This window comes from Pilimelia terevasa, assembly GCF_014647915.1.
GTDB lineage: Bacteria > Actinomycetota > Actinomycetes > Mycobacteriales > Micromonosporaceae > Pilimelia > Pilimelia terevasa.
On the sequence record NZ_BMQC01000003.1, the window covers coordinates 286,465 to 309,365 of the forward strand.

24 protein-coding genes and 1 tRNA gene are annotated in these 22,901 nt (G+C 72.1%); 12 read left to right on the forward strand and 13 right to left on the reverse strand.

The window, feature by feature from the left end; genetic code table 11:
- Nucleotides 1–362: 362 nt before the first annotated feature.
- The 11 genes from IEY75_RS06510 (at nt 363) to IEY75_RS06560 (ending at nt 7,973) form a co-directional block, all read left to right on the forward strand.
- Nucleotides 363–1,289 carry an outer membrane protein assembly factor BamB family protein gene (locus IEY75_RS06510; RefSeq protein WP_229789395.1) on the forward strand — a complete coding sequence of 309 codons (927 nt, stop codon included), beginning with the start codon at nt 363–365 and terminating at the stop codon, nt 1,287–1,289.
- A gap of 413 nt (nt 1,290–1,702) precedes the next feature.
- Entirely contained in the window at nt 1,703–2,332 is a 630-nt protein-coding gene (locus IEY75_RS06515) for a hypothetical protein (RefSeq protein WP_189113281.1), read from the forward strand.
- A gap of 14 nt (nt 2,333–2,346) precedes the next feature.
- Nucleotides 2,347–2,847: a hypothetical protein gene (locus IEY75_RS06520; RefSeq protein ID WP_189113282.1), complete on the forward strand. Its 501-nt coding sequence runs from the start codon at nt 2,347–2,349 to the stop codon at nt 2,845–2,847.
- A 10-nt stretch (nt 2,848–2,857) separates the two neighbouring features.
- Complete coding sequence (locus tag IEY75_RS06525) at nt 2,858–3,478, forward strand: hypothetical protein (protein ID WP_189113283.1); 621 nt, start codon at nt 2,858–2,860, stop codon at nt 3,476–3,478.
- Between the two features lie 3 nt (nt 3,479–3,481).
- On the forward strand, nt 3,482–3,673 hold the full coding sequence (locus IEY75_RS06530) for a hypothetical protein (protein WP_189113284.1): 192 nt from the start codon (nt 3,482–3,484) through the stop codon (nt 3,671–3,673).
- A gap of 51 nt (nt 3,674–3,724) precedes the next feature.
- Nucleotides 3,725–4,252: a hypothetical protein gene (locus IEY75_RS06535; RefSeq protein ID WP_189113285.1), complete on the forward strand. Its 528-nt coding sequence runs from the start codon at nt 3,725–3,727 to the stop codon at nt 4,250–4,252.
- A 46-nt stretch (nt 4,253–4,298) separates the two neighbouring features.
- Nucleotides 4,299–4,937: a DUF4360 domain-containing protein gene (locus IEY75_RS06540; RefSeq protein WP_189113286.1), complete on the forward strand. Its 639-nt coding sequence runs from the start codon at nt 4,299–4,301 to the stop codon at nt 4,935–4,937.
- A gap of 64 nt (nt 4,938–5,001) precedes the next feature.
- Complete coding sequence (locus IEY75_RS06545) at nt 5,002–5,631, forward strand: hypothetical protein (protein WP_189113287.1); 630 nt, start codon at nt 5,002–5,004, stop codon at nt 5,629–5,631.
- A gap of 136 nt (nt 5,632–5,767) precedes the next feature.
- Nucleotides 5,768–6,397 (forward strand): DUF4360 domain-containing protein, encoded by a 630-nt coding sequence (locus IEY75_RS06550; protein ID WP_189113288.1) that lies wholly within the window; start codon nt 5,768–5,770, stop codon nt 6,395–6,397.
- 4 nt (nt 6,398–6,401) lie between these two features.
- Nucleotides 6,402–7,043 (forward strand): DUF4360 domain-containing protein, encoded by a 642-nt coding sequence (locus IEY75_RS06555; protein WP_189113289.1) that lies wholly within the window; start codon nt 6,402–6,404, stop codon nt 7,041–7,043.
- Between the two features lie 309 nt (nt 7,044–7,352).
- Complete coding sequence (locus IEY75_RS06560; RefSeq protein ID WP_189113290.1) at nt 7,353–7,973, forward strand: DUF4360 domain-containing protein; 621 nt, start codon at nt 7,353–7,355, stop codon at nt 7,971–7,973.
- A 98-nt stretch (nt 7,974–8,071) separates the two neighbouring features.
- Here IEY75_RS06560 and IEY75_RS06565 read toward each other — a convergent pair.
- Nucleotides 8,072–8,146, reverse strand: a tRNA-Lys gene (locus IEY75_RS06565).
- 400 nt (nt 8,147–8,546) lie between these two features.
- Here IEY75_RS06565 and IEY75_RS06570 point away from each other — a divergent pair.
- Nucleotides 8,547–9,275 (forward strand): S1 family peptidase, encoded by a 729-nt coding sequence (locus IEY75_RS06570; RefSeq protein ID WP_189113291.1) that lies wholly within the window; start codon nt 8,547–8,549, stop codon nt 9,273–9,275.
- On the opposite strand, the gene IEY75_RS06575 is transcribed toward IEY75_RS06570, so the two are convergent.
- The 12 genes from IEY75_RS06575 to IEY75_RS06630 form a co-directional block, all read right to left on the reverse strand.
- On the reverse strand, nt 9,276–10,616 hold the full coding sequence (locus IEY75_RS06575; protein WP_189113292.1) for a glutathionylspermidine synthase family protein: 1,341 nt from the start codon (nt 10,614–10,616) through the stop codon (nt 9,276–9,278).
- A 77-nt stretch (nt 10,617–10,693) separates the two neighbouring features.
- Nucleotides 10,694–11,950, reverse strand: coding sequence for an MFS transporter (locus IEY75_RS06580; RefSeq protein ID WP_229789396.1), 1,257 nt, complete (start codon nt 11,948–11,950; stop codon nt 10,694–10,696).
- On the reverse strand, nt 11,947–13,218 hold the full coding sequence (locus IEY75_RS06585; RefSeq protein WP_229789397.1) for an ATP-grasp domain-containing protein: 1,272 nt from the start codon (nt 13,216–13,218) through the stop codon (nt 11,947–11,949). Before IEY75_RS06585 ends, IEY75_RS06580 begins: the two co-directional genes overlap by 4 nt.
- Nucleotides 13,215–14,474, reverse strand: a complete 1,260-nt coding sequence (locus tag IEY75_RS06590) for an ATP-grasp domain-containing protein (protein ID WP_189113293.1) — start codon at nt 14,472–14,474, stop codon at nt 13,215–13,217. Before IEY75_RS06590 ends, IEY75_RS06585 begins: the two co-directional genes overlap by 4 nt.
- 18 nt (nt 14,475–14,492) lie before the next feature.
- The gene (locus tag IEY75_RS06595) at nt 14,493–15,338 is read right to left on the reverse strand and encodes an aldo/keto reductase (RefSeq protein ID WP_189113294.1); all 846 of its coding nucleotides are present in this window, start codon (nt 15,336–15,338) and stop codon (nt 14,493–14,495) included.
- Nucleotides 15,335–16,345 carry a quinone oxidoreductase family protein gene (locus IEY75_RS06600; RefSeq protein ID WP_189113295.1) on the reverse strand — a complete coding sequence of 337 codons (1,011 nt, stop codon included), beginning with the start codon at nt 16,343–16,345 and terminating at the stop codon, nt 15,335–15,337. The genes IEY75_RS06595 and IEY75_RS06600 overlap by 4 nt, the downstream gene beginning before the upstream one ends.
- Complete coding sequence (locus IEY75_RS06605) at nt 16,342–17,313, reverse strand: branched-chain amino acid transaminase (protein ID WP_189113296.1); 972 nt, start codon at nt 17,311–17,313, stop codon at nt 16,342–16,344. The genes IEY75_RS06600 and IEY75_RS06605 overlap by 4 nt, the downstream gene beginning before the upstream one ends.
- Nucleotides 17,310–18,026: an HAD family hydrolase gene (locus IEY75_RS06610; protein WP_189113297.1), complete on the reverse strand. Its 717-nt coding sequence runs from the start codon at nt 18,024–18,026 to the stop codon at nt 17,310–17,312. Before IEY75_RS06610 ends, IEY75_RS06605 begins: the two co-directional genes overlap by 4 nt.
- The gene (locus tag IEY75_RS06615; RefSeq protein WP_189113298.1) at nt 18,023–19,348 is read right to left on the reverse strand and encodes a D-arabinono-1,4-lactone oxidase; all 1,326 of its coding nucleotides are present in this window, start codon (nt 19,346–19,348) and stop codon (nt 18,023–18,025) included. Before IEY75_RS06615 ends, IEY75_RS06610 begins: the two co-directional genes overlap by 4 nt.
- 35 nt (nt 19,349–19,383) lie before the next feature.
- On the reverse strand, nt 19,384–20,304 hold the full coding sequence (gene rfbD / locus IEY75_RS06620) for a dTDP-4-dehydrorhamnose reductase (RefSeq protein WP_229789398.1): 921 nt from the start codon (nt 20,302–20,304) through the stop codon (nt 19,384–19,386).
- Nucleotides 20,301–20,975, reverse strand: a complete 675-nt coding sequence (locus tag IEY75_RS06625) for an RraA family protein (RefSeq protein ID WP_189113299.1) — start codon at nt 20,973–20,975, stop codon at nt 20,301–20,303. The genes rfbD and IEY75_RS06625 overlap by 4 nt, the downstream gene beginning before the upstream one ends.
- 9 nt (nt 20,976–20,984) lie before the next feature.
- Nucleotides 20,985–22,895: a thiamine pyrophosphate-binding protein gene (locus IEY75_RS06630; RefSeq protein WP_189113300.1), complete on the reverse strand. Its 1,911-nt coding sequence runs from the start codon at nt 22,893–22,895 to the stop codon at nt 20,985–20,987.
- Between the last annotated feature and the right edge of the window lie 6 nt (nt 22,896–22,901).

The window sequence follows — 22,901 nt, forward strand, 5'->3', positions numbered from 1 at the left end:
TCGAAGCCAGTACCAGACGACAGGCACCACGGCCTCGGTAATGATCTGGCTCCGCGCATCGCCGACCAGCGGCCCAAGATCTGTCACATGCGTCTGGGTGCCTCAGCCACAATCGGGTCCCGCCGAGGACGGCGAGGTCCGCGCCGCTGACCTATCCTCAACAGGTCCACTATGGCGGGTGCGTACCCGCCGGTGACTTAGGGGGAGCAATGGCGACGACGAGACGGACCCTTCTCCAGACCCTTGCGGTAGCCACCACCCTCGGTGCGTTGGCGGCACCGCCCGGCGCCTCCGCGGCAGGTCCACGACGCAGTGTGCGGCGGCTCTGGCGGCGCGACGGATTCTGCGGCACCTCGGAGCCGGTGCTACATCCGCTGGGCGTCGTGGCCGAGGCCGGGGGTGTGGTTCGGCTGCTTGCCCTGGCGGACGGCGCCACCCGCTGGGAGCGGAACGTTCCGGCGCAGGGCGCCGAGGTGACGCTCTGCCGCTCGGGCGACACGGTCCTGGCGATCTGGCCGGCGGTCGCCGGCGCGGCCGGTGGTATCACCGCCCTCGCCATCGCGGACGGCCGTGAACTCTGGCGGCGGCCAGTTCCGGCGCTGCTGCGCGGTGAATCCGGCGGGCAGTACGTCGCCATCGCGGCGCAGCGCGACGGGGGCGAATCGGTGACCGTGTTCGAGGCGGCCACCGGCAAGGAAATGCTCGCCCTCGACCGCGTCGCCGGCTTCAGGAGTGCCCTGGTGCAGGGGGTGCTGCTGGCGCAGTCCACCGGCGGCACGGCCCTGGCGGCGTACCGGGTGGCGGGTGGCGAGAAGCTGTGGCAGCTCGCCGACCACTGGACCCACCTGGTGGCCGGCGACAGCCGGCACTGCTACACGTTCGGCCCCGACGGCCGGTACTACGGTCTCGCCACCGCGACCGGGCGTCAGCGCTGGTCCACCAGGACACCGCTCGACGGCCAGATCGGCGTCGGCCCGACGGAGTACTGCGCGGCGACCGACACCCGCGTGTGGTGCGTCGAGGCCGCTACCGGGATCGAGCGGTGGCGGGTAACTCCGCCCCCGCCGGTCGGCGCCGACCCCGCACCGCCGGGCAGGCGGTGGCTGCCCACGCTGGCCGACGACTATGTCTGCCTCACCGGTCGAGGCGAGCTGGCCGTGCTGGACGCTGCAGACGGCTCGATCACGGCGCAGGTCCAGTTCCCCGCGAAGGTCCAGCCACTGACGTACGCCGCCGGCCGGCTTGCGCACATGGCCGACGGCGCCACCTGGCTCCACGCCCTGGACTGACCTTGAGCATGGTGGAGGTCGTCACGTAGTCGTGGGCGGCAGCCGGCAGCCGGCAGCCGGCAGGCGTTCTCTGACTGCTCAGTGGTCGGCGGACTTGTCCACCCGCCGCTGCCGGCGCTGCTCCGCAATGACGTTTGCCTGACCAGCAGTTTGACTTGAGGTGACGACAGGCGTCTCCCGCCACCTCAGGGTGCACGGCACGAGGCGGCGTGCGGGCCGCACGGACTGTCAGGTATCCGACACTCATCTGGGAACTCATGAGGGTCGATGGCAAGCTCCTCACATCACTCCAATGTGGCCGCGAGGCACCGCACCCTGCGACGAAATGGAGCTTGCCATCCATGAGGAGTTCAATATACAGGACCACCGTCCCGACCGGTGAGCAATTGCTTATCGATCTCGGCGTAGCTCCGTTGGCCGAGCCCAAGGACATCAAACAGGTCCGACTCACCAGCGGAAATGACAGTTACGCCTTCACCGTCGGAAAGAAGGGCTACCACGACAAGTACCGCACTGCCGCCGTGACGGGCGGCAGAGAGGTGGCGAAGACCAACGCGCACGGCAAAGAGGTCTGGATTGCTTCCGCCGAAGCTGGGGCATGGTCCTTCGCGTCCTTCCGGGGGGACTACCACGATCTGCTCTCGATCTTCGGCGGAACCCCCAGCCCCGGCCAGGTGAAGTCCGTGTACGACAAACTGACGATTGTCGACTCACCCGGCGGAATGACCGTCAACGGCGCGCGCTCCACCTTGTGGACCATCGTTTCCCATACCACGTTGGTGACCGTCCCCGGCTATGGGCACATACTCGTCGGTGACCACGACAGGGCGAAGGCGATGCTGCCGAAGTACGCCGGGCAGCGCACCACCCATGGCGAGATCTGGCGGGTCCCGCTTACGGACCGGACCGCCCATACACGCCCGGGCGACCACTCCTACGTTGTCGCTTCGTCTGGCGGCGTCGCCGAGGTGTTCGTCGCGCCGTACTCGCAGGCCAGCGACGCCGAACAGCTCACCTGGCTGAAAAACATCAAGATCGGATAACCGGAGATACTGCCATGGACGCGGTCACCGCGCTGTGGATCGTCACCTGGGTGGCGATCATCCTGCTCTTTCTTGCGCTCGGCGCCATAGTCCGGCAGATGAAGCTGCTCCGCGAAATCGTTGACCAGCAGGGCTACACCGTCACCGAGCCCGATGTGGCGTTCGCACCCGAACTCGTCGATGGGCGTCGCCGCGTCGTCGTCGCCGCCACCGCGACATGTCCGCGGTGCTTGGTGATTCTCCAGTGTGCCCTGTCGGTGGTCGCCGAAGGCAGAGAACGCGCTGTCGTGCTCACCCCGGACGATGCCGCGGACCTCCCGCCTGAGGTGACAGCCGAACTCGACGTAGTGACCTCTGCGCAGGAGTGGCAGAAGATTTCGCATCTGCCACCGCCCCAACTCCTGCTCGTGGAGGCCGACGGCAGGGTCACCGAACGCTTGTCACCACCCGACTACGACACGGCCCGGCAGGCCTTGCTGACCTGGCTGCCGGCCACCCACGACTCCTGGAAGTGAGAGGCATCGCATGACCCTGTCGCTAACGGAAATGCCGCTGTACGAGGCCGAGCCGACACCGGACGCGCAGCCTACCTCGGTCAAGCTGATCGACCGTCCGGCGGATCGCCGAACCCTGATGCGCGGAATGGCTCTCGGCGCCGTGACCGTCGGCGCGCTGGTAGCCGGCCTCAGCGACCGCCTCACCGCGCCGGCAACGGCAGCGGGGCGACGCACCGCCCTCGGACCGAAGGAAACCAGTTCGGGTGGCCTACAAGGCTGGACCAGCCCCAACTGCGCGGAGACAGGCTACGGTGGCGGCAGCCCCATCACCGAGCCGCCGATGGCACCGAGTCAGATGCCGTGGGCCTGCGTGGGCCCGCGCGTCGGCCCCAAGAACTGCGACTCTGAGGGATGGCATCAGACCCGCGCCTACAGGGAAAATGGCTTCGACATCAACGCCTATCCCCAGATCCGCGCGTGTGACAGCGCCAACGGGATGAACTCCTGGCGGTGGAAGCCCGGTGGCACCAAGCCGAACCAGCCCAACGACGGCAACACCTACCGGTGCTCGGACGGTTGGCAGGACCGCCACAAGAACGGCGTGTCCGAGATCGCCATCTTCACCATCTGTCAAGGCCGGGCGAGCTAACGGATGGGCGCCGACCCGGTTGCCGGGAACGTGCGCCGGCCCCTGTGGAGCACCGTCACCACCACGGCGATCACCGGAGGGGTCGGCCTGTCGATCGCCGCCTGGAGTCTCTGGTCCGGGTCTCCGTGGGCGGCACCGGCCACCTGGACGGTCGCCGCCTTCGTCGCCGGATTCGCGACCAGCGGCTCCACTTGATCGCGCAACTCGGCCGCAGTGCTGAGCTCGTCGGTCCGGCGAGGTCGTCAGGTGTCATCCTTCTGCGTTGGCCTGGTAGCCGGCGGCCTGGTGGCTGCGGCGTTCTACCTGATTGTCGGTTCGCTGCTGCGGCCGGTTCTGCCCGTGTGGGCGCGGCTCGGTCTCATTGCGCCGTTCCTCGTCTTCATCCTGCTCCGTGAGTACGGTCACTTCTCCCATGTTCGGATGCCCGAGAATCGCCGCCTCGTCCCTATCACGGTATTTCGCTTCGGGGATGTGTTCGGCCCCTTTCAGTTTGGCCTTGAGATGGGCACCGGGGCTCGGACCTACCTTCCGAGCGGACTGCCCTACGTCGTCGCACTGGCAGTGGCCTTTTTCGCTGACATACCGCTTGCCGCTCTTGCTGGGATCGGCTTCGGTCTTGGTCGCGGATACATGGCCGTCGCCAGCGCGCTGTACACGCGAGACGGTAGCCAGTGGAGCGACGACTGGGACGACCGTCATCGGCAGTTGGTGACCACGACGGTGGTCACGTTCACTGTCGCCGCCTGCGTCGCCATCTGGACCACCCTGACCTAACTTTGGAAGACCCACGCAACATCTATATGAAAGGGTTTAGAGCACAATGAAAAAAACGTTCATCGGTGGCGCACTCGCCGCTGCCCTGCTCGGCACCGCGGCGCTCCCAGCTTCCAGTGCCGCGGCCTCCCCGGCCGACGAGTTGGGCGTGTCACTCAAAAGAAACTTCGGCTCTGGCTGCGCCGAGACGGACGGAAACAAGACGCCGCTTCCCGCGATCACCGACGACAAGAAAGGAATTTCGATCAAGTACGCCGGCTTCTTCGCCGTAACTCCCGTCCCAGCCGGTCAGCGCAGTGTTTCCTGCAACGTGATCCTTGAGGTCACCTACCCACAGGGAAAGACGTTCATCGTCAAGGACAGCAGGTGGATCGGCTACGTGGCCACGCATGCGAGAGCCAAAGCCGAGCTGAACGCCACCTACTATTTTGGGCCGGACCAACCCCTCGGAATCTACCTCAAGCGATTCGGCAGCAGCCTGCCCGGCCAGAGCTGGAACGGCAGCCAGGTAGCGACCGAATTGACGCCCGCGCCGTGCGGATCGAGGAGCACCACCGTTACGTTGAGGACGACACTCACTGTCGACCCTGGCGCACAGCCCACTGAGGACAAAGCGATGCTCTCACTCAACTACGCCGAACACAAGGCGAGCAGCGAACTGGGAATCGAGATGAGAAATTGCTAGAAAATCGGCGTCTCGGAACTTTATCCTACGTCCGAGGTGCTTCCCGCGACGCCGCGGAGAAAGCATGAAAAGCCTCCGAGTACTCGCCACTCTCTGCGTTCTCACACTCGCTGTCGCGTCTAGTGCCCCCGCCGATGCCGCTTTCGCCAATCCGGAAATCAACGTCGCCAAAGTCGGCGCGATGGGTTCCCACTGCAAAAACGAAAATGTCATCTGGGAGTTTGACAAACCAACCAATCTACTCCGGGTCGTCTACACTGATTTTTATTCGTGGACGAACGAGGCGCAGAGAGAGACGCTCGCCAACTGCATCATCGTGTACCACATGAAAATCAGCAAGGGTTGGCAGATTGTCGGCCAGTATCTTTCCCTATACGCAGAGACGGCCCTGCCGGAGACCGGGCGCGCTACGGTCGGCATGGAGTTGCGGTATCCAGGTGCTGACGGCTCCACTCAGGTAGCCGGGATCGGGGCACGGCGAACGGAGCCGGGCTTCGGCCGGCTCACGCCTGGCCAGGCGCAGCAGATGAGCGGTACGCCGTGCGACGGACAGGCGGTGGAGGTTGTCATGGAGACAACGGCCACCACGTACTTCGACGCCAAGCCGGGAGAAGCACATATAACGATCAGCGACCTCCACGCAGACTCCCGCGATCCGGCAAGCAAAGTGGGACTTTATGCCAGGAAGTGCTGAGCGCTCCATGACGGCCTGGGGATCACCGTCGGCGACGCCGCGGTTGCTTTCATTCGACTCGATCCTGCTGTATCCGAGTTGAACTGGCACCCATGCACCACACGGTAGGCCGAGCGAAAGGACCATGATGCGGACATTGGCAATCGTTTTCAGCGTGGGCATGATGATAACTGCGGCGCCCCAGGCCGCAGTCGCCTCTTCCCGACCCGATGATGTTCCACCGGTAGTCGAGTTCAAGCCGGAGACCTTCAGATTCATCGGTGAGGGCTGCAAGGACGCGCAGTCGATCATTGGTGGCGTGACGCCAGACAAGCGCAGTCTTCACATCGGCTACCTCCACGTCGACCCCGTCTCCACCACGCCGACTCCCCGCAAAATCGATTGCTGGGTGATCGGTCGGATCAACATCTCTCCGGGATGGCAACTTGAGGTCACCAAACTCACCCTGAGCGGCCGGACCACCATCCGCGGCGGTAGCGCGGAAGCCAAGGGGCAAATCGCCATCGCCGGGCCATCTGGCGGTCGAATCGTGTCGGCCGCGACTCCCGTCATGGAGCAGAACGTCGAGAGCCGGCCATTCAGCGTGGACTCCGACCCGGATGCCAGCACCGGTGTCAGCCCGTGCGCGGAGAAAATCGCCTTCGACCTCAGGGTCGCGGCCACGGCGACCGGTGGATCTGACGTCCGGGCTCAGATCTGGCTTACCCACGCATCGGCGACCACCTATGCACTGAGGTATCAGCGATGCATCACCCAGAAGGGTTAGAGAGATGGGACATCACATCGCTGGGCGGGTAGTGGTCACGGTCGTCGCGACGGCCGCCGCGGTCACGACGGTGATTCCTGCCGCGGCGGCGGCAACCGTCGAGGGTTCGCGCACCACCACCGCAGTACCGCCCGGCGCATCGATCACGCTCACGCACTTTGGCAGAGAGGGATGCAACAAGGACAACACCAATGTCAACGTGACAGAAGATGGGACTCGTATCGTCGCCCAGTTTCGTGGTCTGCGCGTGCGGAACGGCACCAGCCCCAGGGAGTACCGCAGTACCTGCGCGATCCGGGCCAACTTCGCCGTTCCGGCCGGGTGGCGGTTCGCGCCCCGCACCGCCCGGGTGGCGGGAGCGTCCAGTGTCGTCGGTGCCGGCAGAGTGAAGGCGGAGACAGCGTTCTACAGCCCCCGCGTGAAGATGAGCATCGGTCAGTCGTACCTGACAGCCGATGACTCAGGCGCCATCTGGACCCGCCAACACCAGCTCGGGGATCGCGTCTTCACCGAGTGCGGGGTACCGATCCACTATCTCATGATGGTGAGCGCCGAAGCGAAACAGAACGACCCCGCCGCACCGGCATGGCTCGACATCTCCCGGTGGGATGTATCGCTGTCCGACCTCGAGTGGCGGGAGTGCTGATCTGCCGGGCTTCGGCACCCGCAACTCGTGGTTCATCACCGCCAGAGTGTCCACGTCTACCGGACGAGCCGCTGGGTTGCCCGTCGGCAGGCGTCGGATGAGGGCGGTGCGCGATCCGCGCGTCGTGGCAGGAGAGGAGGGCGACGGCGTAGAGGTAGAGGTAGCCGTCAACCACGGCGGCGAGGCCGGCCAGGGTGGTGAAGCCCGGTAGCCGTCAGACCGGCTCCAGGCCGCCACCGGCTCCGGGCGTGTTCGAGAAGTGCACGCCGACTGGAGGTTCGTATGCCACGCGCTAGCACACGCCTGCTGGTGGTTCTGCTCGCCCCGGCGATTGTCGGCATCCCGGCGGCTGCCGCGGGTGCGGCCCTGGTCGGCCGGGTGGGGGCGGGGTTCGTTCCCTCGGGAGCCCGGATGGAGTTGGCCGGTTTCGGCCGGGAGGGGTGCAACAAGGACGACACGACCATCGGTGTGTATGCAAAGGGCACCCGGTTGGTGGCGGGCTTCCGCGGACTGCGTGCGGTGAACGGCCCGAACGGGCTCGAGCGGGTCAGGAAGTGCGCGATCCAGTTGATGGTGCACAGCCCAGAGGGCTGGCGGTTCACTCCCTTGGGGGCCCGGGTCGCCGGGACGGCCTGGGTGGACGGAAAGCGGGTGGTCCGGGCGTCGACGACGCTGCGCCGCGAGATCGTGGACCTTCCCTCCGGCAGCACCATCACGTTCGGGGCCGCGGACTCCGGTGCCTTGTGGAGCCGGCAGCAGTCCTTCGATCCGCCGATCGCGGTCCGTTGTGTGCCGACGAGCTGGTTGAGCATCTTCGTGGGGGCGGACGCGGCTCAGCCCGACGGGCCGCAGGCCCCTGCCGCGATCGAGATCTCCCGGTGGGACATGTCGCTGTCCGACTTCCGCTGGCAGAAGTGCGGCGACCGATAAATCTGGAGCGCCCCTCGGGCCGTGGCGACTGCCGGAGTCGCGCCCCGGTTGTGTCGGATGATCTTCGCCTAAAGTTCGTGCAGCTCAGAGGGTTCCTTTGGTGGGCCGCCAGGGACTCGAACCCTGAACCTACGGATTAAAAGTCCGCAGCTCTGCCATTGAGCTAGCAGCCCCGACGCTACTGTTCCTGAACTCCGAGGCCACCACGGAGGTGTCCGCGTCTTCTGATCGCTCAGGAATGGCGTCAGCGTACCGCACCGCGGTAGATCATCCGGGCCTGCTGTTTCGGACGTGCACCGTCGTCTCGGGCACCTCGTCGGCCGGGGTGTGGTCGTTCGTGATCGTCTCGGTCGCCCGGCACAGGCCCGCGTGAGGTCGGGGTCGGTCTTGTCCTGGACGTGCCGCTGCCGGCACTACGCCAGCATCCCGGTTCGGCGACCGTTCGGGTCGGGCGGGCGCGGAGCGCGCTGTCGGCAGCGCGCAAATGTGCTCGCCTTCTCCGTCCTCTCTCCCACCCCTGGGTGCCCTAGCATCGGGGTTGGTCGATGACCTGTGGCCGTTGAGGGGAGTCCCATGCTGGGTAAGGCAATGGCCGTGTCGGTGGCGTTGGCACTCGCCCTGTCCGCGGCCCCCGCGCCCGCCGCCCCGCCGGAGCGCATCGTCGGCGGCGCCGAGGTCGGCGACGACGTGCGGTTCGGCGCCGCGCTGCTGTGGACCGGCGTCGACCGCGTCCGGTGTACCGCGAGCGTCATCGGCGCCGGGTGGCTGCTGACCGCGCGGCACTGCCTGCCCGGCGTCGTCCCCGGGGCCGCGGGCACCTGGCCGATCATCGCCCGGGTGGGGCACCCCGAGCACGCCAGAGGCGAGGTCATCGTCGTGGAGAAGGCCGTCGAGCTGGCCAAGAAGGGCGACGGGCGGACCGTCGGCGACCTGGCCCTGCTCAAGCTCACGCGGCCGATCACCGACCCCAGCCCGGTACCGCTGGCCGACGCCGTCCCGACCGCGGGTCCCGGCGCCGTCTATGGCTACGGCTACGTCTGCGCCGAGCCGGACTGCCCGCTGGCGGCGCGGCTGAAGACCGCGACGGTCAACTACGTCGGCCCGCACGGCTACGACTACGAGGGCAACGCCGGGGCGCTGGCCGTGTCCAAGGGCAACGGCCACCCGACCAACGGCGACTCCGGCGGTCCGCTGTTCCTGGGTGGGAAGGTCGTCGGGGTGGCCTCGCAGGGCAAGAACCCGGCGATGTACTCCCCGGTCCCGCCGCACCGCGCGTGGATCCGGTCGACCACCGGCATCTGATCAGGCGGCGCGACCGGCGGCGCCCGGTACGAGGAACGGTCCGGTGGTGCGGCACGCCGGGTTGGCCCCCATCCCCACGACCGCGCCGTCGCCGTAGGGCAGTGCGCGGATGTGCGACCCGGCGTACCCGTCCGGTGTCAGGAACACGTCCCACGCCGCCTTCCAGTCGGCCACCTCGCCGGTGTCCGGGTCGACGACCGGTTCGCGGCGGGGTACCACCCGCCGCTGCACCACGAAGCCGGCGTCGGCGCACTCGCCCAGGATCCGCGCCCACTCCCGGTCGTCGTACTCCCACCCGGCGTGGATGCCGGTGCCGGCGAAGTCCGCCCGCGGCTTGACGATCAACTGGTCGCGCTCGGCCCGGCACCGCTCGACCTGCGCCGCGGTCAGCGCGCGGGTCCACGGGAGCACCCGGTCGACCAGCTCCCGCTCGGCGTCGGTGCAGGCCGCCCGGCCGCGGTCGTCGGAGAGCAGCGCCAGGCAGCCCTTGTTGGCGTACAGCGAGCTGGCGAAGGTCGTGTACAGGACCACCCGGCCCTCCTCGTGGGCGCGCAGGATCGGCGCGATCGCGTCGGCGGCACCCGGCGCGCGGGCGATCTGCGCGGTGGAGAAGTACCGCAGCACGACATCGACGGGACGGCCGTCGAGCAGGATCCGGCCGCCGCGCTCGCTGACCTGGCCCACCTCGCCGACCAGCAGCTCGATGCCCAGGCCCCGCATCATCTCCTGGAACGAGAGCACCAGGTGCAGGTACGAGGACAGCCCGCCGTCGGCCTCCAGCAGCGCCACCACCGGCGGTGCGTCCCCGGCCACGGGCGCGGCGGCGGCGCGCAGGGCGGCGGCGACCCGCTCGCCGGTGTGCACGTAGGTGAGCCCGTGCCGGGCGGCGAAGTCCGCGAACTCCGGCACCTGGAGCAGCGCGCGCTGGATCTCCGCCCGGTCGGTGCCGCCCAGCTCGCTGCCGATGTTGAACTCCAGCAGCTTGAACCCGGTGCCGTCGTGGTAGATGTCGGCGCGGCCGTAGGGCACCGGGGGCGCGTCGCCGAAGCGGCGCATGAGGGCCGCCTGCGCCGGCGGGATGCCGAGGGCGTCGCAGTACGCGCCCAGGTCGCCGCCGAACAGCCGCTGCGGCACCTCGACCAGCAGGTCGAACAGCGCGCGCACGTCCGCCGCGAACCCGCGCATCTGGGCCTCGTCGACGAAGAACGGCCGGGGCAGCAGGCGGGTGCCGCACGAGGCGTGGAACAGCGGCGGGTACGGCGCGCGGGTGACCGCGGTGAGCAGGCCGCGGTCGCCGCCCAGGCACTGGGCGTTGAACTGCGCGGTGACGGCGTCGGTCATGGGTCGCTCCTCGGGCTCGGCCGGCGCGGGGCGGTGCGGGTCGGGTGCCGGGTGTCGGGGCGGGTGGTCGGTGCTGGTCAGGCGCTGGGCAGGTCGCGCATCCGGCGCAGCGGGGACAGGAAGATGGGCAGCCAGGCCACGGCGAGGATCGCGGCGCCGGTCCACAGTGCCGCCCGGGCGGAGGCGAACTCCCCGACGAGGCCGGCCAGGCCGGCGCCGACGGCGAGCGCGCCGGTGAACACGAACCGCATGGTCGCGTTCATGCGGCCCAGCAGCCGGTCGGGGGTGACCCGCTGGCGGAAGCTGACCAGCAGCACGTTGGCGACGCCGACCCGGTAGGTCACGAGCAGCCAGCAGACGCCGGCCAGCCACAGCCAGCCGCCGCGGCCGACCAGCGGCACGAGGAGCGCGAGCGGCGCGGTGACCAGTCCGAGCAGCCAGGGTGCGCGGCCGGCCCCGAGGTGGTCCTGGACCCGGCGGGCGGTGAGGGCGCCCAGGAAGACGCCGACGCCGCCGATGGACAGGAATACGCCGATGCTCCACACGGGCAGGCCGAGGTCGTCCCGGAAGACAACCGGCACCATCGTCGTCACGGTGATGACGGCGAGGTTGGTCAGCGCGCCCGCGCTGGCCACGGGGCGCAGGATGGGGTGCCCGGCGACGAACCGGACGCCCTCGACGACCTCGGTGCCGAGGTGCCGGCGGGCGGCCCGGTCGGGCCGGGGGCCGCTGCGCAGGCCGACGAGGAAGGCGGCGGAGACGACGTACCCGAGCGCGTTGGTCAGGACCGCCAGCGGCGCCGTCAGCGCCTGGACGAGGAAGCCGCCGCCGCCGCGCCCGCCGACCTGGAGGGCGGCGTCCCAACTGTTGAGCTGGGAGTTGGCGGCGACGAGCTGGTCCCGGCCGACGACGCCGGGCAGGCAGCTCTGCGCGGCGACGTCGAAGAACACCGTCGCCACGCCCGCGAGCAGGACGACCGCGTAGAGCTGTTCGATGCGCAGCACGCCCAGCCAGGCGGCGACGGGGACGGTACTCATCAGCAGCGCGCGGACCACGTCGGTGACGACCATGACCCGCTGGTACCGCATCCGGTCCACCCACGCCCCGGCGGGCAGCCCGATGAGCAGGAAGGCCACCGTGCTGAGCATCCCCAGCAGGCCGACCTGCCCCGGGGAGGCGCGCAGGGTCTCGATCGCGACGAGCGGGAGGGCGATATAGCCGACGTGGGTGCCGACCTTGCTCGCCACCGCGGCGGCGAACAGGCGGCGGAAGTCGGGGTTGTCCCGGAGGCGGGACGGCGCGGTCACCGCCTCCCCGGCGGCGGTAGGGGTCACGCGTCCTTCACCTGGAAGCGCAGCCGCGCGTCCACCTCGGCGCAGCGGCGCACCGCCTCGGCGGTGTCGCCGCCGGTGGCGATGACGTACCCCATGATCCGGTCCCAGCCGGCGCGGATCGGCGGGACGACGTCGCCGACGTTCATCTGGAGCATCACCCCGACGGGCGCGTCGTTCAGCTCCACCAGGCCGGGGACGCCCGGGAGCCGGGAGCCGGCCGGGGCGTGCCGGACCACGACGCCGTCGGCGCGCAGCGCGTCGAGGCCGGCGAACCCGACGATCTCCCCCGGCGGCGGGGCGAAGAACTGGATGGCGCCGCCCGCGACGGCGTCCGGCGCGCGCGGCGGGAGCTGCTCGATGCCCATCGGCACGGACAGGAACATCCGCGAGAAGTCCATCCGGTGCGCGCGCAGCAGGATGGACGAGGTGCCGCCGCCGCCCATCCGGCTGTGCGACTCCAGCATCCGCGGGCCGTCGGCGGTCAGGATGAACTCGGTGTGCGTCGGCCCCTCGCGCAGGCCGACCTCGGTGAGCAGCGCCACCGTCTGGGCGAACAGCTCCTGCGTCCACTCGGCGCCGTACGCGCCGGGGATGCAGTGCTGCATCTCCACCAGGTGCTCGTTGAGGACCGAGGTCATCAGCGCCACCGGCAGGTGCCGGAAGTCGGCCGAGAACGACTCGACGCTGATCACCGGGCCGTCGAGGAACTCCTCGGCGAGCGCCCGCGCGTACCCGGCCACCGCCATCGACGCCCACGCCCCCGCGGCGGCGGACGGGTCGTCGAGCAGGTGCACGTCGGCGCTGGCGGTGCCGTCGACCGGCTTGACGACGATCCGCCCCCCGACCGCCTCCGCGAACGCGGCCAGCTCGGCCGCGGAGGTGACGACCCGGTGCCGGACGGGGCTGACGCCCGCCCGGTCCAGGGCCTGCCGGGTGAGCGCCTTGTCGTACAGGGCGCGGACGGACTCGACGCTGTTGCCGGGCAGGCCCAGCTTCGCCACGACCTGTGCGGTCGGTACGGCGCCGACCTCGCTGGTGGTCAGCACGCGGACGAAGGGCCGCTCGGCGTGCAGCGGAGACAGGGCCGCGAGCAGGGAGTCCGGGTCGCCGAGGTCGGCGTGGACGATGCGCTCGCAGTACCCGTGCAGCATCTCCTCGTACATGCCCGGGGCGTGCACGAGGACGACGTCGAGGTCCAGGTCGAGGGCGGACATCACCGCGTGGGCGTGGCCGCCCACCACCGCGACGCGCTGCCGGTCGGCGCTCATGCGGTCTCCAATCGCAGGGTGGTGGTCATCTCGTCGAAGGCGGCGTCCAGCTCGTCGGTGCCGTCCACCACGAAGATCAGGTGGCCGTGGCCCTGGAAGGTGCGCGGCGGCACGGCCAGCTCCTCGCCGGGCTCGCGGTAGATCTCGACCTCGTCCACCCGCGGGTCCGCCCGGATCTCGTCCAGGCCGGCGACGCGGGTGAGGGTGCCGGCGCGCTCCGGGAAGATGTTCCAGAAGCCGACGGCCGAGGCGCGCTCGCGCGGGGTGATCCGCGGCGCCCGGCCGGTCGCCAGGTCGAGGCTCGCGGCGACCAGGTCGACGCCGGTGGACAGCTCGACGGAGCGGTAGATGGGTCCGCCGCCCATCCGCGCGGCGGCCTCCAGGACGACCGGCCGGTCGTCGCCGCGCAGGCGGAACTCGACGTGCGTCGCGCCGGTGGCGATGCCGAGCGCCCGGTGCACCGCCGCCGTGGCCTCGTCCACCGCGGCCACGGTCGCGGCCGGCAGCCGGGTCGGGGTGCAGGCGTACACCTCCTCGAACGTCGGGCCGGTCGGCAGCGGCTTGTCGTGGATGGCGACGGTCCGGCTCACGCCGTCGTGGACCAGCGACTCGACGCAGATCTCGGCGCCGGGGACGAACTCCTCCAGCAGCAGCGCCCCGCCGTAGGCCTCGTGCGCCTCCCGGTGCAGCGGGTCGTACCGGAAGTCGGCCCAGGCCCCCTCGCGGAACGTGTCGAACAGCCGGTCCAGCTCCGCCTGGTCGGCGACGCTGCGCACGTGGTTGCTGCCGGTGCCGAGGATCGGCTTGACGATCAGCGGGAAGCCGACCCGGGCCGCGACCTGCGCGGCCTCGGCGACGGTGCGGGCCAGCCCGTACCGCGGCTGCGGCGCCCCGGCGGCGGCGAGCGCCTCCCGCATCGCCCACTTGTCCCGGGCCAGGCGGGCGGTGCGCTCGCTGACCCCGGGCAGCCCGTACTCGGCGGCGACCCTCGCCACCGACGGGACCGGCGCCTCGGAGAACGTGACGACCGCGCTGATCGGCGCGTCCTCCCGGGCGACCAGCGTCCGCACGGCGGCGAGGGTCTCCTCGATGCTGCTGGTGTCGGCGGTGGCGACCCGGTCGGCGTACTCGACCTCCCAGTCGGGATCCTTCATCACCAGCAGGACCCGCAGGCCGTGCGCCCGGGCGTACTCCCGGGTGCGGGCCAGGTGGCGCCGCCGGCTCGCGTTCTTCTTGTGGAGGACGAGGATGCTCATGGGTCTCCGCCTTCGGGGTCAGGCCAGTGCGGACAGGCGTGCGTGGTGCGCGTCGCCGAGCGTCAGCTCCAGCGCGCGGAAGTTCTCCTCCAGGTGGGACTGCGACGACGTGCCGGGGATCGGGATGACGACCGGCGAGCGGTGCAGCAGCCAGGCCAGCGCCACCTGGGCGGGGGTGGCGTCCAGCTCGGCGGCGATATCGGCGACCGGGGAGCCGGGGCCGGCGTGCTCGCCGCGGGCGATCGGCAGCCACGGGATGAACGCGATGTTCTCCCGGGTGCAGTAGTCGACGACGTCGTCGTACCGGCGGTCGGTCAGGTTGTACATGTTCTGCACGCTGACCACGTCGATGGTGCGGCGCGCCTCCTCCAACTGCGCGACGGTGACCTCCGACAGCCCGATGTGGCGGATCTTGCCCTCGCGCTGGAGCTGGGCGAGCGCGCCGAACTGGTCCGCCGCCGGCACCTTCGGGTCGATCCGGTGGAGCTGGAACAGGTCGATCCGCTCCAGCCGCAGCCGGCGCAGGCTCAGCTCGCACTGCTGGCGCAGGTACTCGGGGCGGCCCAGCGGGACCCACTCGCGGGCCGAGGGCCGGCTCTGCCCGGCCTTGGTGCCGATGACCAGGCCCTCGCGGTACGGGTGCAGCGCCTCGGCGAGCTGCTCCTCGTTGGTGCCGGGGCCGTACGCGTCGGCGGTGTCGATGAAGTCGATGCCGAGGTCGACCGCGCGCCGGGCCACTTTCAGCGCCGCCTCGGGGTCGGCCGGCAGGCCCCAGTTGAGGTCGCCGGTGAGCCGCATCGCGCCGAAGCCGAGGCGCGTGACCGTCAGGTCTCCGCCGATGGCGAAGGTGGACGGGTTGCTCATGGGTGTTCTCCGTTCGTCTGCACGGATGCCGGATGATCGGTGGTGAGAAGCAGCTTCCCGGTGGAGGCGCGGCTCTCCAGCGCGCGGTGCGCCGCCGCTGCCCGCTCCAGGGGAAAACTACCGCCGATGTGCGCGACGAGGTGCCCCGCCGCCACCGCGTCGAGCACTTCTGTGGCGCGTCTTACCAGCTCACCCGGGGTGGCGATGTGGTGGTCGAGGTTGGGGCGGGTGACGTAGACGGAGCCGGCGGCGTTCAGCCGCTGCAGGTCCACCGGTGGTACCCGGCCGCCCGCCTGGCCGAACAGGGCCAGGGTGCCGCGCGGCCGCAGGGAGTCGAGGCTGGCGTCGAAGGTGGGCGCGCCGACGCCGTCGTACACGGCGGCGACGCCGACCCCGCCGGTGTACGCGCGCACCGCCGCGGCGATGTCGTCGCGGTCGACCCGCAGCACGTGCGCGGCGCCGGCCGCCTCGGCGACGGCGGCCTTCGCGGCGCTGGAGACGGTGCCGACGACCCGGCCGCCGCGCCGGTTCACCCACTGGGTGACCAGCATCCCGGTCCCCCCGGCGGCGGCGTGCACCAGGACGGTGTCGCCGGGGCGCACCGGGTAGGTGTCGTGGGTGAGGTAGTGGGCGGTCATGCCCTGGAGCAGGACGGCGGCGGCGCCCGCGCACGACACCGCGGCCGGCAGCGGGACCGCCCGGTCCGCCGGTACCACCGCGAGGTCGGCGTAGGTGCCCGGCTCGTTGGCCCAGGCCACCCGGTCGCCGACCGCGGGGCCGGCGGACACCCCGGCGCCGCGGGCGACGACGGTGCCGGCGGCCTCCTGGCCGGGGACGTACGGCAGCGGGCCGGGGTAGGCGCCCGAGCGCCGGTACACGTCGACGAAGTTGACCCCGGCGGCCTCGACGGCGACGAGCAGGTGCCCGGCGGGCGGGGTGGGGTCGGGCACGGTGGCCGGGCGCAGGACCTCCGGGCCGCCGGTCTCGCGGACCACGATCGCTCTCACGGCAGCGGTACCTCCGTCAGCCAGTGCCGATGCCGGCCGTCGCGGCCGCGCACCAGGTCGGTGTACGCGGCCGCCAGCCGCCGCGACAGCGGGCCGGGGACGCCGTCGCCGACGGTGAGCCCGTCGACGGCGGTGACCGGCAGGATCTCCCAGGCGGTACCCATGAAGAACAGCTCGTCGGCCAGGTACAGCTCGCTGCGGTCGACCTCCCGCTCGCGCACCCGCACCCCGAGGTCGCGCAGGAGGGTGAGCACGGTGTCCCGGGTGATCCCCGGCAGGACGCCGCTGGTCAGCGACGGCGTCACGACCTCCCCGTCGCGGACCAGCGCCAGGCACGCCCCGGCGCCCTCGCTCACCTTCGCGCGCTCGTTGAGCATGATCGGCCAGTCGTGGCCGTTCTCCCGCGCCTCCATCAGGGCCAGCCGGCCGTTGTGGTAGTTCGAGAACGCCTTGACCCGCGGCGGCATCGCGGCCTCGCTGATCCGCTGCCACGAGCTGACCGCGGCCCGGCAGCCCCCGCCGGCCTCCAGCAGGCTGCGGAAGGGCCACGAGTCGACCAGTACCTCGCAGATGGTGCCGGCCGGCACCATCTGCTCGCGGATCACGCCCTGCGGGAACGCCCACGGCCGCAGGTAGGCGTCCTGCCGGTACCCGTTGGCGGTGAGCAGCCCACAGACGGCCCCGCGCAGCGTGTCCAGGTCGTACGGCAGCGCCAGCCGGCAGATCCGCGCCGAGTCGTACAGCCGCCGCAGGTGGTCCTCCAGCCGGAAGACCAGCAGGCGGCGGCCGTCCGCGGCCAGGTAGGCCTTGACGCCCTCGAAGACCGCGGCGACGGAGGCGTGCCCCACCGCGTTGACGTGCACCCGCGCCTCGCGCCACGGCACCAGGCTCCCGGACCGCCACAGCCACTCCGGCTCGGCGGTCCCGGCGCTGGCCAGGGCCTCCGACCGGCTGGCGGCGGCGGTCACGCGGCGGCCCCCTTCGCGGACAGGACGATGTGGTCGGCGCCGACCAGCTCGCCGACGGCGCCGCCGGCCGGCGGGGCGGCGGTCAGGTCGTACTCGGTCAGGGCGGTCAGGACCACGGCCGCCGCGCCCAGCTCCGCCGGGTCGCCGACGCCGTTGGGGACCGCGACGCAGCGGATCCCGGCGGCCACGGCGGCGGCGACGCCGACGACGGAGTCCTCGAACGCCACCGCCTCCCCCGGCGGGCAGCGCAGGTCGCGCAGGGCGATCTCGTACAGGTCCGGCAGCGGCTTGTGCCGGTCGGTCAGGTCCCCGGTGGCCAGGAACGCGAAGTCGTCGCGGATCCCGAGCCGCTCCAGGTGCGGCCCGACCCAGGTGCGGGCGGCGCTGGACACCACGGCCGCCGGCAGGCCGGCGGCGGCCGCCGCCGCCAGCAGCTCCCGGACCCCGGGCCGCAGCGGTTCGCGGTCGCACAGCTCCTGCTTGCGGCGCCTGCGCCGGGCCAGGACCTCGGCGCGGTCCAGGCCGGGCACCAGGGCGGCCAGGTGGGCGGCGGCGCGGCGCTCGCCGTCGACCCGGCCGACCATCGTGGCCCACAGGGCGGCGGGGAACGCGTGGCCGTGGGCGGCGAAGATGTCGGTCCAGGACCGGTGGGCGGCGCGTTCGGTGTCGCAGACGAGGCCGTCGAAGTCGAACAGCAGGGCGCGCGGGGTCATCCGGTCACCGCCGGGGCGGGCGCGGCGACGGGGCCGAGCACCCGGTCGGTGTACTCGTTGGCGAACATGCCGGCCGGGTCCAGGTGCGCGCGGACCCGCTGGAAGTCCCGCCACCGCGGGTACCGGGCGGCCAGCGTCTCCACCGTGGCCGTGTGCGCCTTGCCCCAGTGCGGCCGGCCGCCGTGCGCCCGCAGGACGTGCTCGGCGGCGCGCAGGATCTCGATCTGCCCGGCCTGCCGCGGGACGGTCAGGTTCACGTACCCGGTCGGGCGCCCGTAGGCCGGGCTGAGCGGGACGTCGTCGCCGGCCCCGACCCGCACCAGCACCGAGTACGGCGAGTAGGTGCCGAGCCGGCGCAGGACCGGCCGCAGCGCCCGCAGCGCGTCGCCGGTGACCTCCAGCGGCAGCGCGTGCTCCATCGCCAGGAACCGCACCGGCTGCGGGAAGGTGAAGACCCGGTGGCTGGCGTCGGCGTAGGGGGAGGCGGGCCACAGCGCCCCGAACCCCGCCGCGAGCCGCGGCACGGCGCCGCCGCCCAGCCGCCCGGCCTGGCCGACCAGGCCGCAGCCCACCTCGTCCAGCGCCCCGGCGTACCGCCGCCAGCCCGCCCGCGGCGTCGCCGGCCCGTCGGTCGGGTCGACCGAGCGCACCGTCACCCGGTCACCCCACGGCAGCCAGTTCGCGCTGCCGTGCGCGCTCTCCCCCGCCCACGCGGACAGCCGGTCGGTGAAGCCGTCGAACGACTCGTCCCGCAGCCGCAGCCCCAGCCGGAACTGCGGCACGCAGGCGAAGGTCACCGTCGTGAGGACCCCGAGAGTGCCCAGCGCCGTGCGGACGGCGCCCCACAGGTCCGGGTCGTCGCCCGGCCCGACGGTGCGGGCGCGGCCGTCGGCCGTGACCAGCCGGACCCGCCGCACCTGCCCGGACAGCGGCGGGTGGGCCAGGCCGGTGCCGTGGTTGCCGGTGGACAGCGCCCCGGCGACGGTCTGGTAGGCGAGGGTGCCGATGTTGGCCAGTGCCAGGCCGTGGCGGTCCAGCGCGGCGCACAGCGCGCCGATGCGGGTACCGGCCCGCACCGTCACCTCGCCGGCCGCCCGGTCGACGCCGACGACGCCGGTGTACGCGGTCAGGTCCAGCAGCACGCCGCCGGTCGGCACCAGCCGGTTGAAGGAGTGGCCCGTGCCGGCCGGCCGCACCGGCAGGCCGTTGCGGCCGGCGACCGCGACGGCCTCGATGATCTCGTCTTCGCTGGTCGGGACCAGCCACTGCGCCGGGGTGCAGTGGACGGTCCCCGACCACGTCCGCCAGGTCGATCGCGGCACCGTGGGTCCTCCCTCGTCGTGTCGGTGCGGGACGGTCAGCGCGCGCCGGCCGGCGCCGGGGTGCGGTCGTACGCGGCGCAGAACCGCCGCAGCGCGTCGTCCCAGGTGGGCAGCCGCCAGCCCAGCGACGCCAGGCGGGCGGTCGACAGGGTCGAGTCGCGCGGCCGCCCGCCGGCGAAGCCGCAGTCGGCCGTCGCCACCGGGCGCGGCGCCGGCAGGTCCGGGCGCAGGGCGCGCAGGGCGAGGCCCACGTCGTACCAGCTCGCCCGGCCCTCGTTGGCCACGTGCACGGTCCCGTGCGCCGGCTCGTCCGCCGTCAGCAGGTGCAGCAGCGCCGCGGCCAGGTCCACGGTGTACGTGGGCCGGCTGTACTGGTCGGCGACCAGCGGCACCGCCTCGCCGCGCGCCCCGCGGCGCAGCGCGGCGACCAGGTAGTCGACCCGCTCGTCGGCGCCGCCGAACAGCCAGGACGTGCGGACGCTCAGCCCGCGCGCGCCCAGCAGCGCGGTGGTGCGCTCGCCGGCCAGCTTGGTCAGCCCGTACACGCTGCGCGGGTTGGGCAGGTCGGTCTCGCGGTAGCCGCCCGGGGGCGGCGCGTCGCCGTCGAAGACGTAGTCGCTGGAGACGTACACCAGGCGGCTGCCGAGCCGCCGGCACGCCTGGGCGACGTGGTGCACCCCGGCGACGTTGACCGCGAGCGCCAACGCCGGGTCGCGCTCGCAGTCGTCCACCACGGCGTGCGCGGCGGCGTGCACGACGACGTCGGGGCGGTGCTCCTCGACCGACCGGCGGACCGCCGCCGGGTCGGCGATGTCGAAGTCCGCCCGGCTGACCCCGCGCACGGACCAGTCGGCCGTGCGCGGGTCGGCGGCCAGCGCGGCGGTCAGCGCGGTGCCGAGCATCCCGTCGGCGCCGGTCAGGTAGAGCCGGCGGGGCCGGGGTACCGCGGCCGTCACAGGTGGCCGAACTCGCGCAGGAGCTGCGTCACCGTGGCGCCAGAGGAGATCTTCTCGCGGATCAGCCGCTCCTTCTCGATGTTGCGCCGGGTCCCCTCCAGCACCTCGGGCGCCAGGTCCGGCGGGACGACGGCGATGCCGTTCTCGTCGGCGACGAGGATGTCGCCGGGGTTGATCACCTGGCCGCCGACCACCACCGGGACGTTGACCTGGACGGGCTCGGTGCGGTCGTGCACGGCGGTCGGCGAGGGGCGGGGGACGGTCCCGCGGTACCAGAGCGGGAAGTCCAGGTCGCGGACCTCGTCGACGTCGCGGACGGCCCCGTCGACGATCCCGGCGGCGATGCCGGCCTTCAGCGACAGCGTGGACATCAGGCCGCCCCACATCGCGGTGATCGCCGTGCCGTGGCAGGCCACGACGATGATGTCGCCGGGCTCGGCGCGGGAGAGCACCGGCATGCAGTCGACCAGGTCGTCGATGGACAGGTTGACGGTCAGCGCCGGCCCGGCGACCTTGTGCTGCGGCCGGACGGTCTGGAAGCCGCCGATCGCACCGACGCGGCGGCGCGCGTCGGTGACCAGGCAGCTCGGGCTGTACTCCGCCAGCACCTCCTGGAAGGCGGCGACGAGCTTGGGCTCGGGCCGGACGAGGTCGTGGTACACGGTTTCCATCGGGTCTCCTCAGGCGGTGAGCGATCGCAGGGCGGTGGCGAGCGTGGGGGCGTCGAGGCCGTGGGCGGCGAGCGCCTCGGCCTCGGTGCCACACCGGGGCAGCGCGGTCAGGCCGATGCCCCGGAACCGCGGCCGGCGGTCCGCGGGCCGCTCCAGCAGCGCCCGGGCGACGGTGTCGGCCTGGCCGCCGTGGGTGTAGTGGTTCTCCACCACGGCGAGGGCGTCGGCGGCGTCGGCCAGCGCGCCGAGCCACTGCGGGTCGACCCGGTTGAGCCACGGCAGGTTGACGACCGTGAGGTCGATCCCGTCGGCGGCGAGCAGGTCCGCGGCGGCCAGGAGCTGGGCGAGGACGACCGGGCCGGCGCCCACGGCCACGGTCCGGCCGCCGGGGCGCACGGTCCGGCCCCAGCCGACCTCCAGCGGGCCGGCGGGCAGCGCGTCCACGGCGGCCCGCACCGGGGCGGACACCAGGCGCAGGTACACGCTGTCGGGCAGCGCGGCGCACAGGTCCACGGCGGCGCGGACCTCGGCGGCGTTCGCCGGTTCGAGGACGAGCAGGCCGGGCACGCCGCCGACGGCGCTGACGTCCCGGACCGCCTGGTGCGAGTGGCCGGGCGCCGCCGGCAGCAGGCCGGCCAGGGAGCCGACGTACACGACGCGGCGGCCCTCGCTGGCGTTGTTGTAGATCTGCTCGTTGGGCCGGGCGTGCAGGAAGCAGGAGAAGGAGTGCACGAACGGCAGCAGCCCCCCGGCGGCCATGCCCCCGGCGACCGACACCATGTCCTGCTCGGCGATGCCGCACTCGATGAACCGCTCCGGCAGCGCGGCGGCGAACGGGATGAGGCCGGTGTCCAGCACGAGGTCGGCGTCGAGGGCCATGACCCGCGCGTCGCGGCGGGCCAGGTCCAGCAGCGCCTCGCCGTACACCTGCGGGAGCCGGGTCGGCACCGTGTCGGCCGGGGCCGGGGCCGGCGGGGTCTCCTCGCGCAGGCGCAGCGGGTCCAGCCCGTGGCGGCGCAGCAGCGTCGCGGCCGCGTCGAGGAGTTCGGCGCGGGCGCTGCGGTGGTCCGCGGCCGAGGGGGCGCCGCTGTGGAAGCGGTACAGGGTGTCGCCCTCGCGCATCGAGGTCGTCGCCGCGAAGGTGGCGCAGCCGGCACCCTTGACGGTGTCGGCGATGATCACCACCGGCAGGCCGGCCAGCCCGCCGGCCCGCTTGCGGAACGCCGCCTCGATGTCGGCCGGGTCGTTGCCGTCGCAGCGCACGACGCCCCAGCCGAACGCCCGGAACTTGGCCTCCAGGTCGCCGAGGTCGCTGACGTCGCGGACCCAGGTGTCCGACTGGATCTTGTTGTGGTCCACGATCACGGTCAGCTCGCGCATCCCGTGCCGCACGGCGCCGGCCAGCGCCTCCCAGTTCTGGCCCTCCTGCAGCTCCCCGTCGCCGAGCAGCACGTACACCCGCCGGTCGCGGCCGGCCCGGCGGTCGGCGAGGACCAGGCCCTTGGCCTTGGAGATCCCCATGCCCAGCGAGCCGGTGTTGAACGGCATGTGCGGCGTGCGCACGTCGGGGTGGCCCGGCAGCCCGTCGATGCGGCGCAGCCGGTGCACGTCGGCCTCCGGCAGCGCGCCGAGGCCGATCAGGGTGGCGTACAGGCCGGGCGCGTCGTGGCCCTTGGAGGAGAAGTAGACGTCGCCGCCGTCCTCGAAGGGCCGGCGCAGCTCCCGCAGGTACAGGTGGCTGACCAGGTCGGCGGCGCTGAAGCTGGAGCCCAGGTGCCCCGAGCCCGCCCGCATGACCATGTAGAGGGTGTTGATCCGGCTCAGCGTGGCGACCGCGCGGACCCGGTCGCCCGGGTCGGCGACGCCGTCGCGGACGCGGGCGAACTCCGATGCCTCCACCCACTGAAGGGGGTCGGTCATGTGCAG

Excerpts from the sequence above, each read along its gene's own strand:
- IEY75_RS06555 (WP_189113289.1), top strand. The coding sequence starts at position 6,402 with ATGGGACATCACATCGCTGGGCGGGTAGTGGTCACGGTCGTCGCGACG.
- IEY75_RS06630 (WP_189113300.1), bottom strand. The coding sequence starts at position 22,895 with ATGACCGACCCCCTTCAGTGGGTGGAGGCATCGGAGTTCGCCCGCGTC.
- IEY75_RS06570 (WP_189113291.1), top strand. The coding sequence starts at position 8,547 with ATGCTGGGTAAGGCAATGGCCGTGTCGGTGGCGTTGGCACTCGCCCTG.
- IEY75_RS06520 (WP_189113282.1), top strand. The coding sequence starts at position 2,347 with ATGGACGCGGTCACCGCGCTGTGGATCGTCACCTGGGTGGCGATCATC.
- IEY75_RS06540 (WP_189113286.1), top strand. The coding sequence starts at position 4,299 with ATGAAAAAAACGTTCATCGGTGGCGCACTCGCCGCTGCCCTGCTCGGC.
- IEY75_RS06525 (WP_189113283.1), top strand. The coding sequence starts at position 2,858 with ATGACCCTGTCGCTAACGGAAATGCCGCTGTACGAGGCCGAGCCGACA.
- IEY75_RS06625 (WP_189113299.1), bottom strand. The coding sequence starts at position 20,975 with ATGGAAACCGTGTACCACGACCTCGTCCGGCCCGAGCCCAAGCTCGTC.
- IEY75_RS06585 (WP_229789397.1), bottom strand. The coding sequence starts at position 13,218 with ATGAGCGCCGACCGGCAGCGCGTCGCGGTGGTGGGCGGCCACGCCCAC.
- IEY75_RS06590 (WP_189113293.1), bottom strand. The coding sequence starts at position 14,474 with ATGAGCATCCTCGTCCTCCACAAGAAGAACGCGAGCCGGCGGCGCCAC.
- IEY75_RS06530 (WP_189113284.1), top strand. The coding sequence starts at position 3,482 with ATGGGCGCCGACCCGGTTGCCGGGAACGTGCGCCGGCCCCTGTGGAGC.
- IEY75_RS06575 (WP_189113292.1), bottom strand. The coding sequence starts at position 10,616 with ATGACCGACGCCGTCACCGCGCAGTTCAACGCCCAGTGCCTGGGCGGC.
- IEY75_RS06595 (WP_189113294.1), bottom strand. The coding sequence starts at position 15,338 with ATGAGCAACCCGTCCACCTTCGCCATCGGCGGAGACCTGACGGTCACG.
- IEY75_RS06545 (WP_189113287.1), top strand. The coding sequence starts at position 5,002 with ATGAAAAGCCTCCGAGTACTCGCCACTCTCTGCGTTCTCACACTCGCT.
- IEY75_RS06610 (WP_189113297.1), bottom strand. The coding sequence starts at position 18,026 with ATGACCCCGCGCGCCCTGCTGTTCGACTTCGACGGCCTCGTCTGCGAC.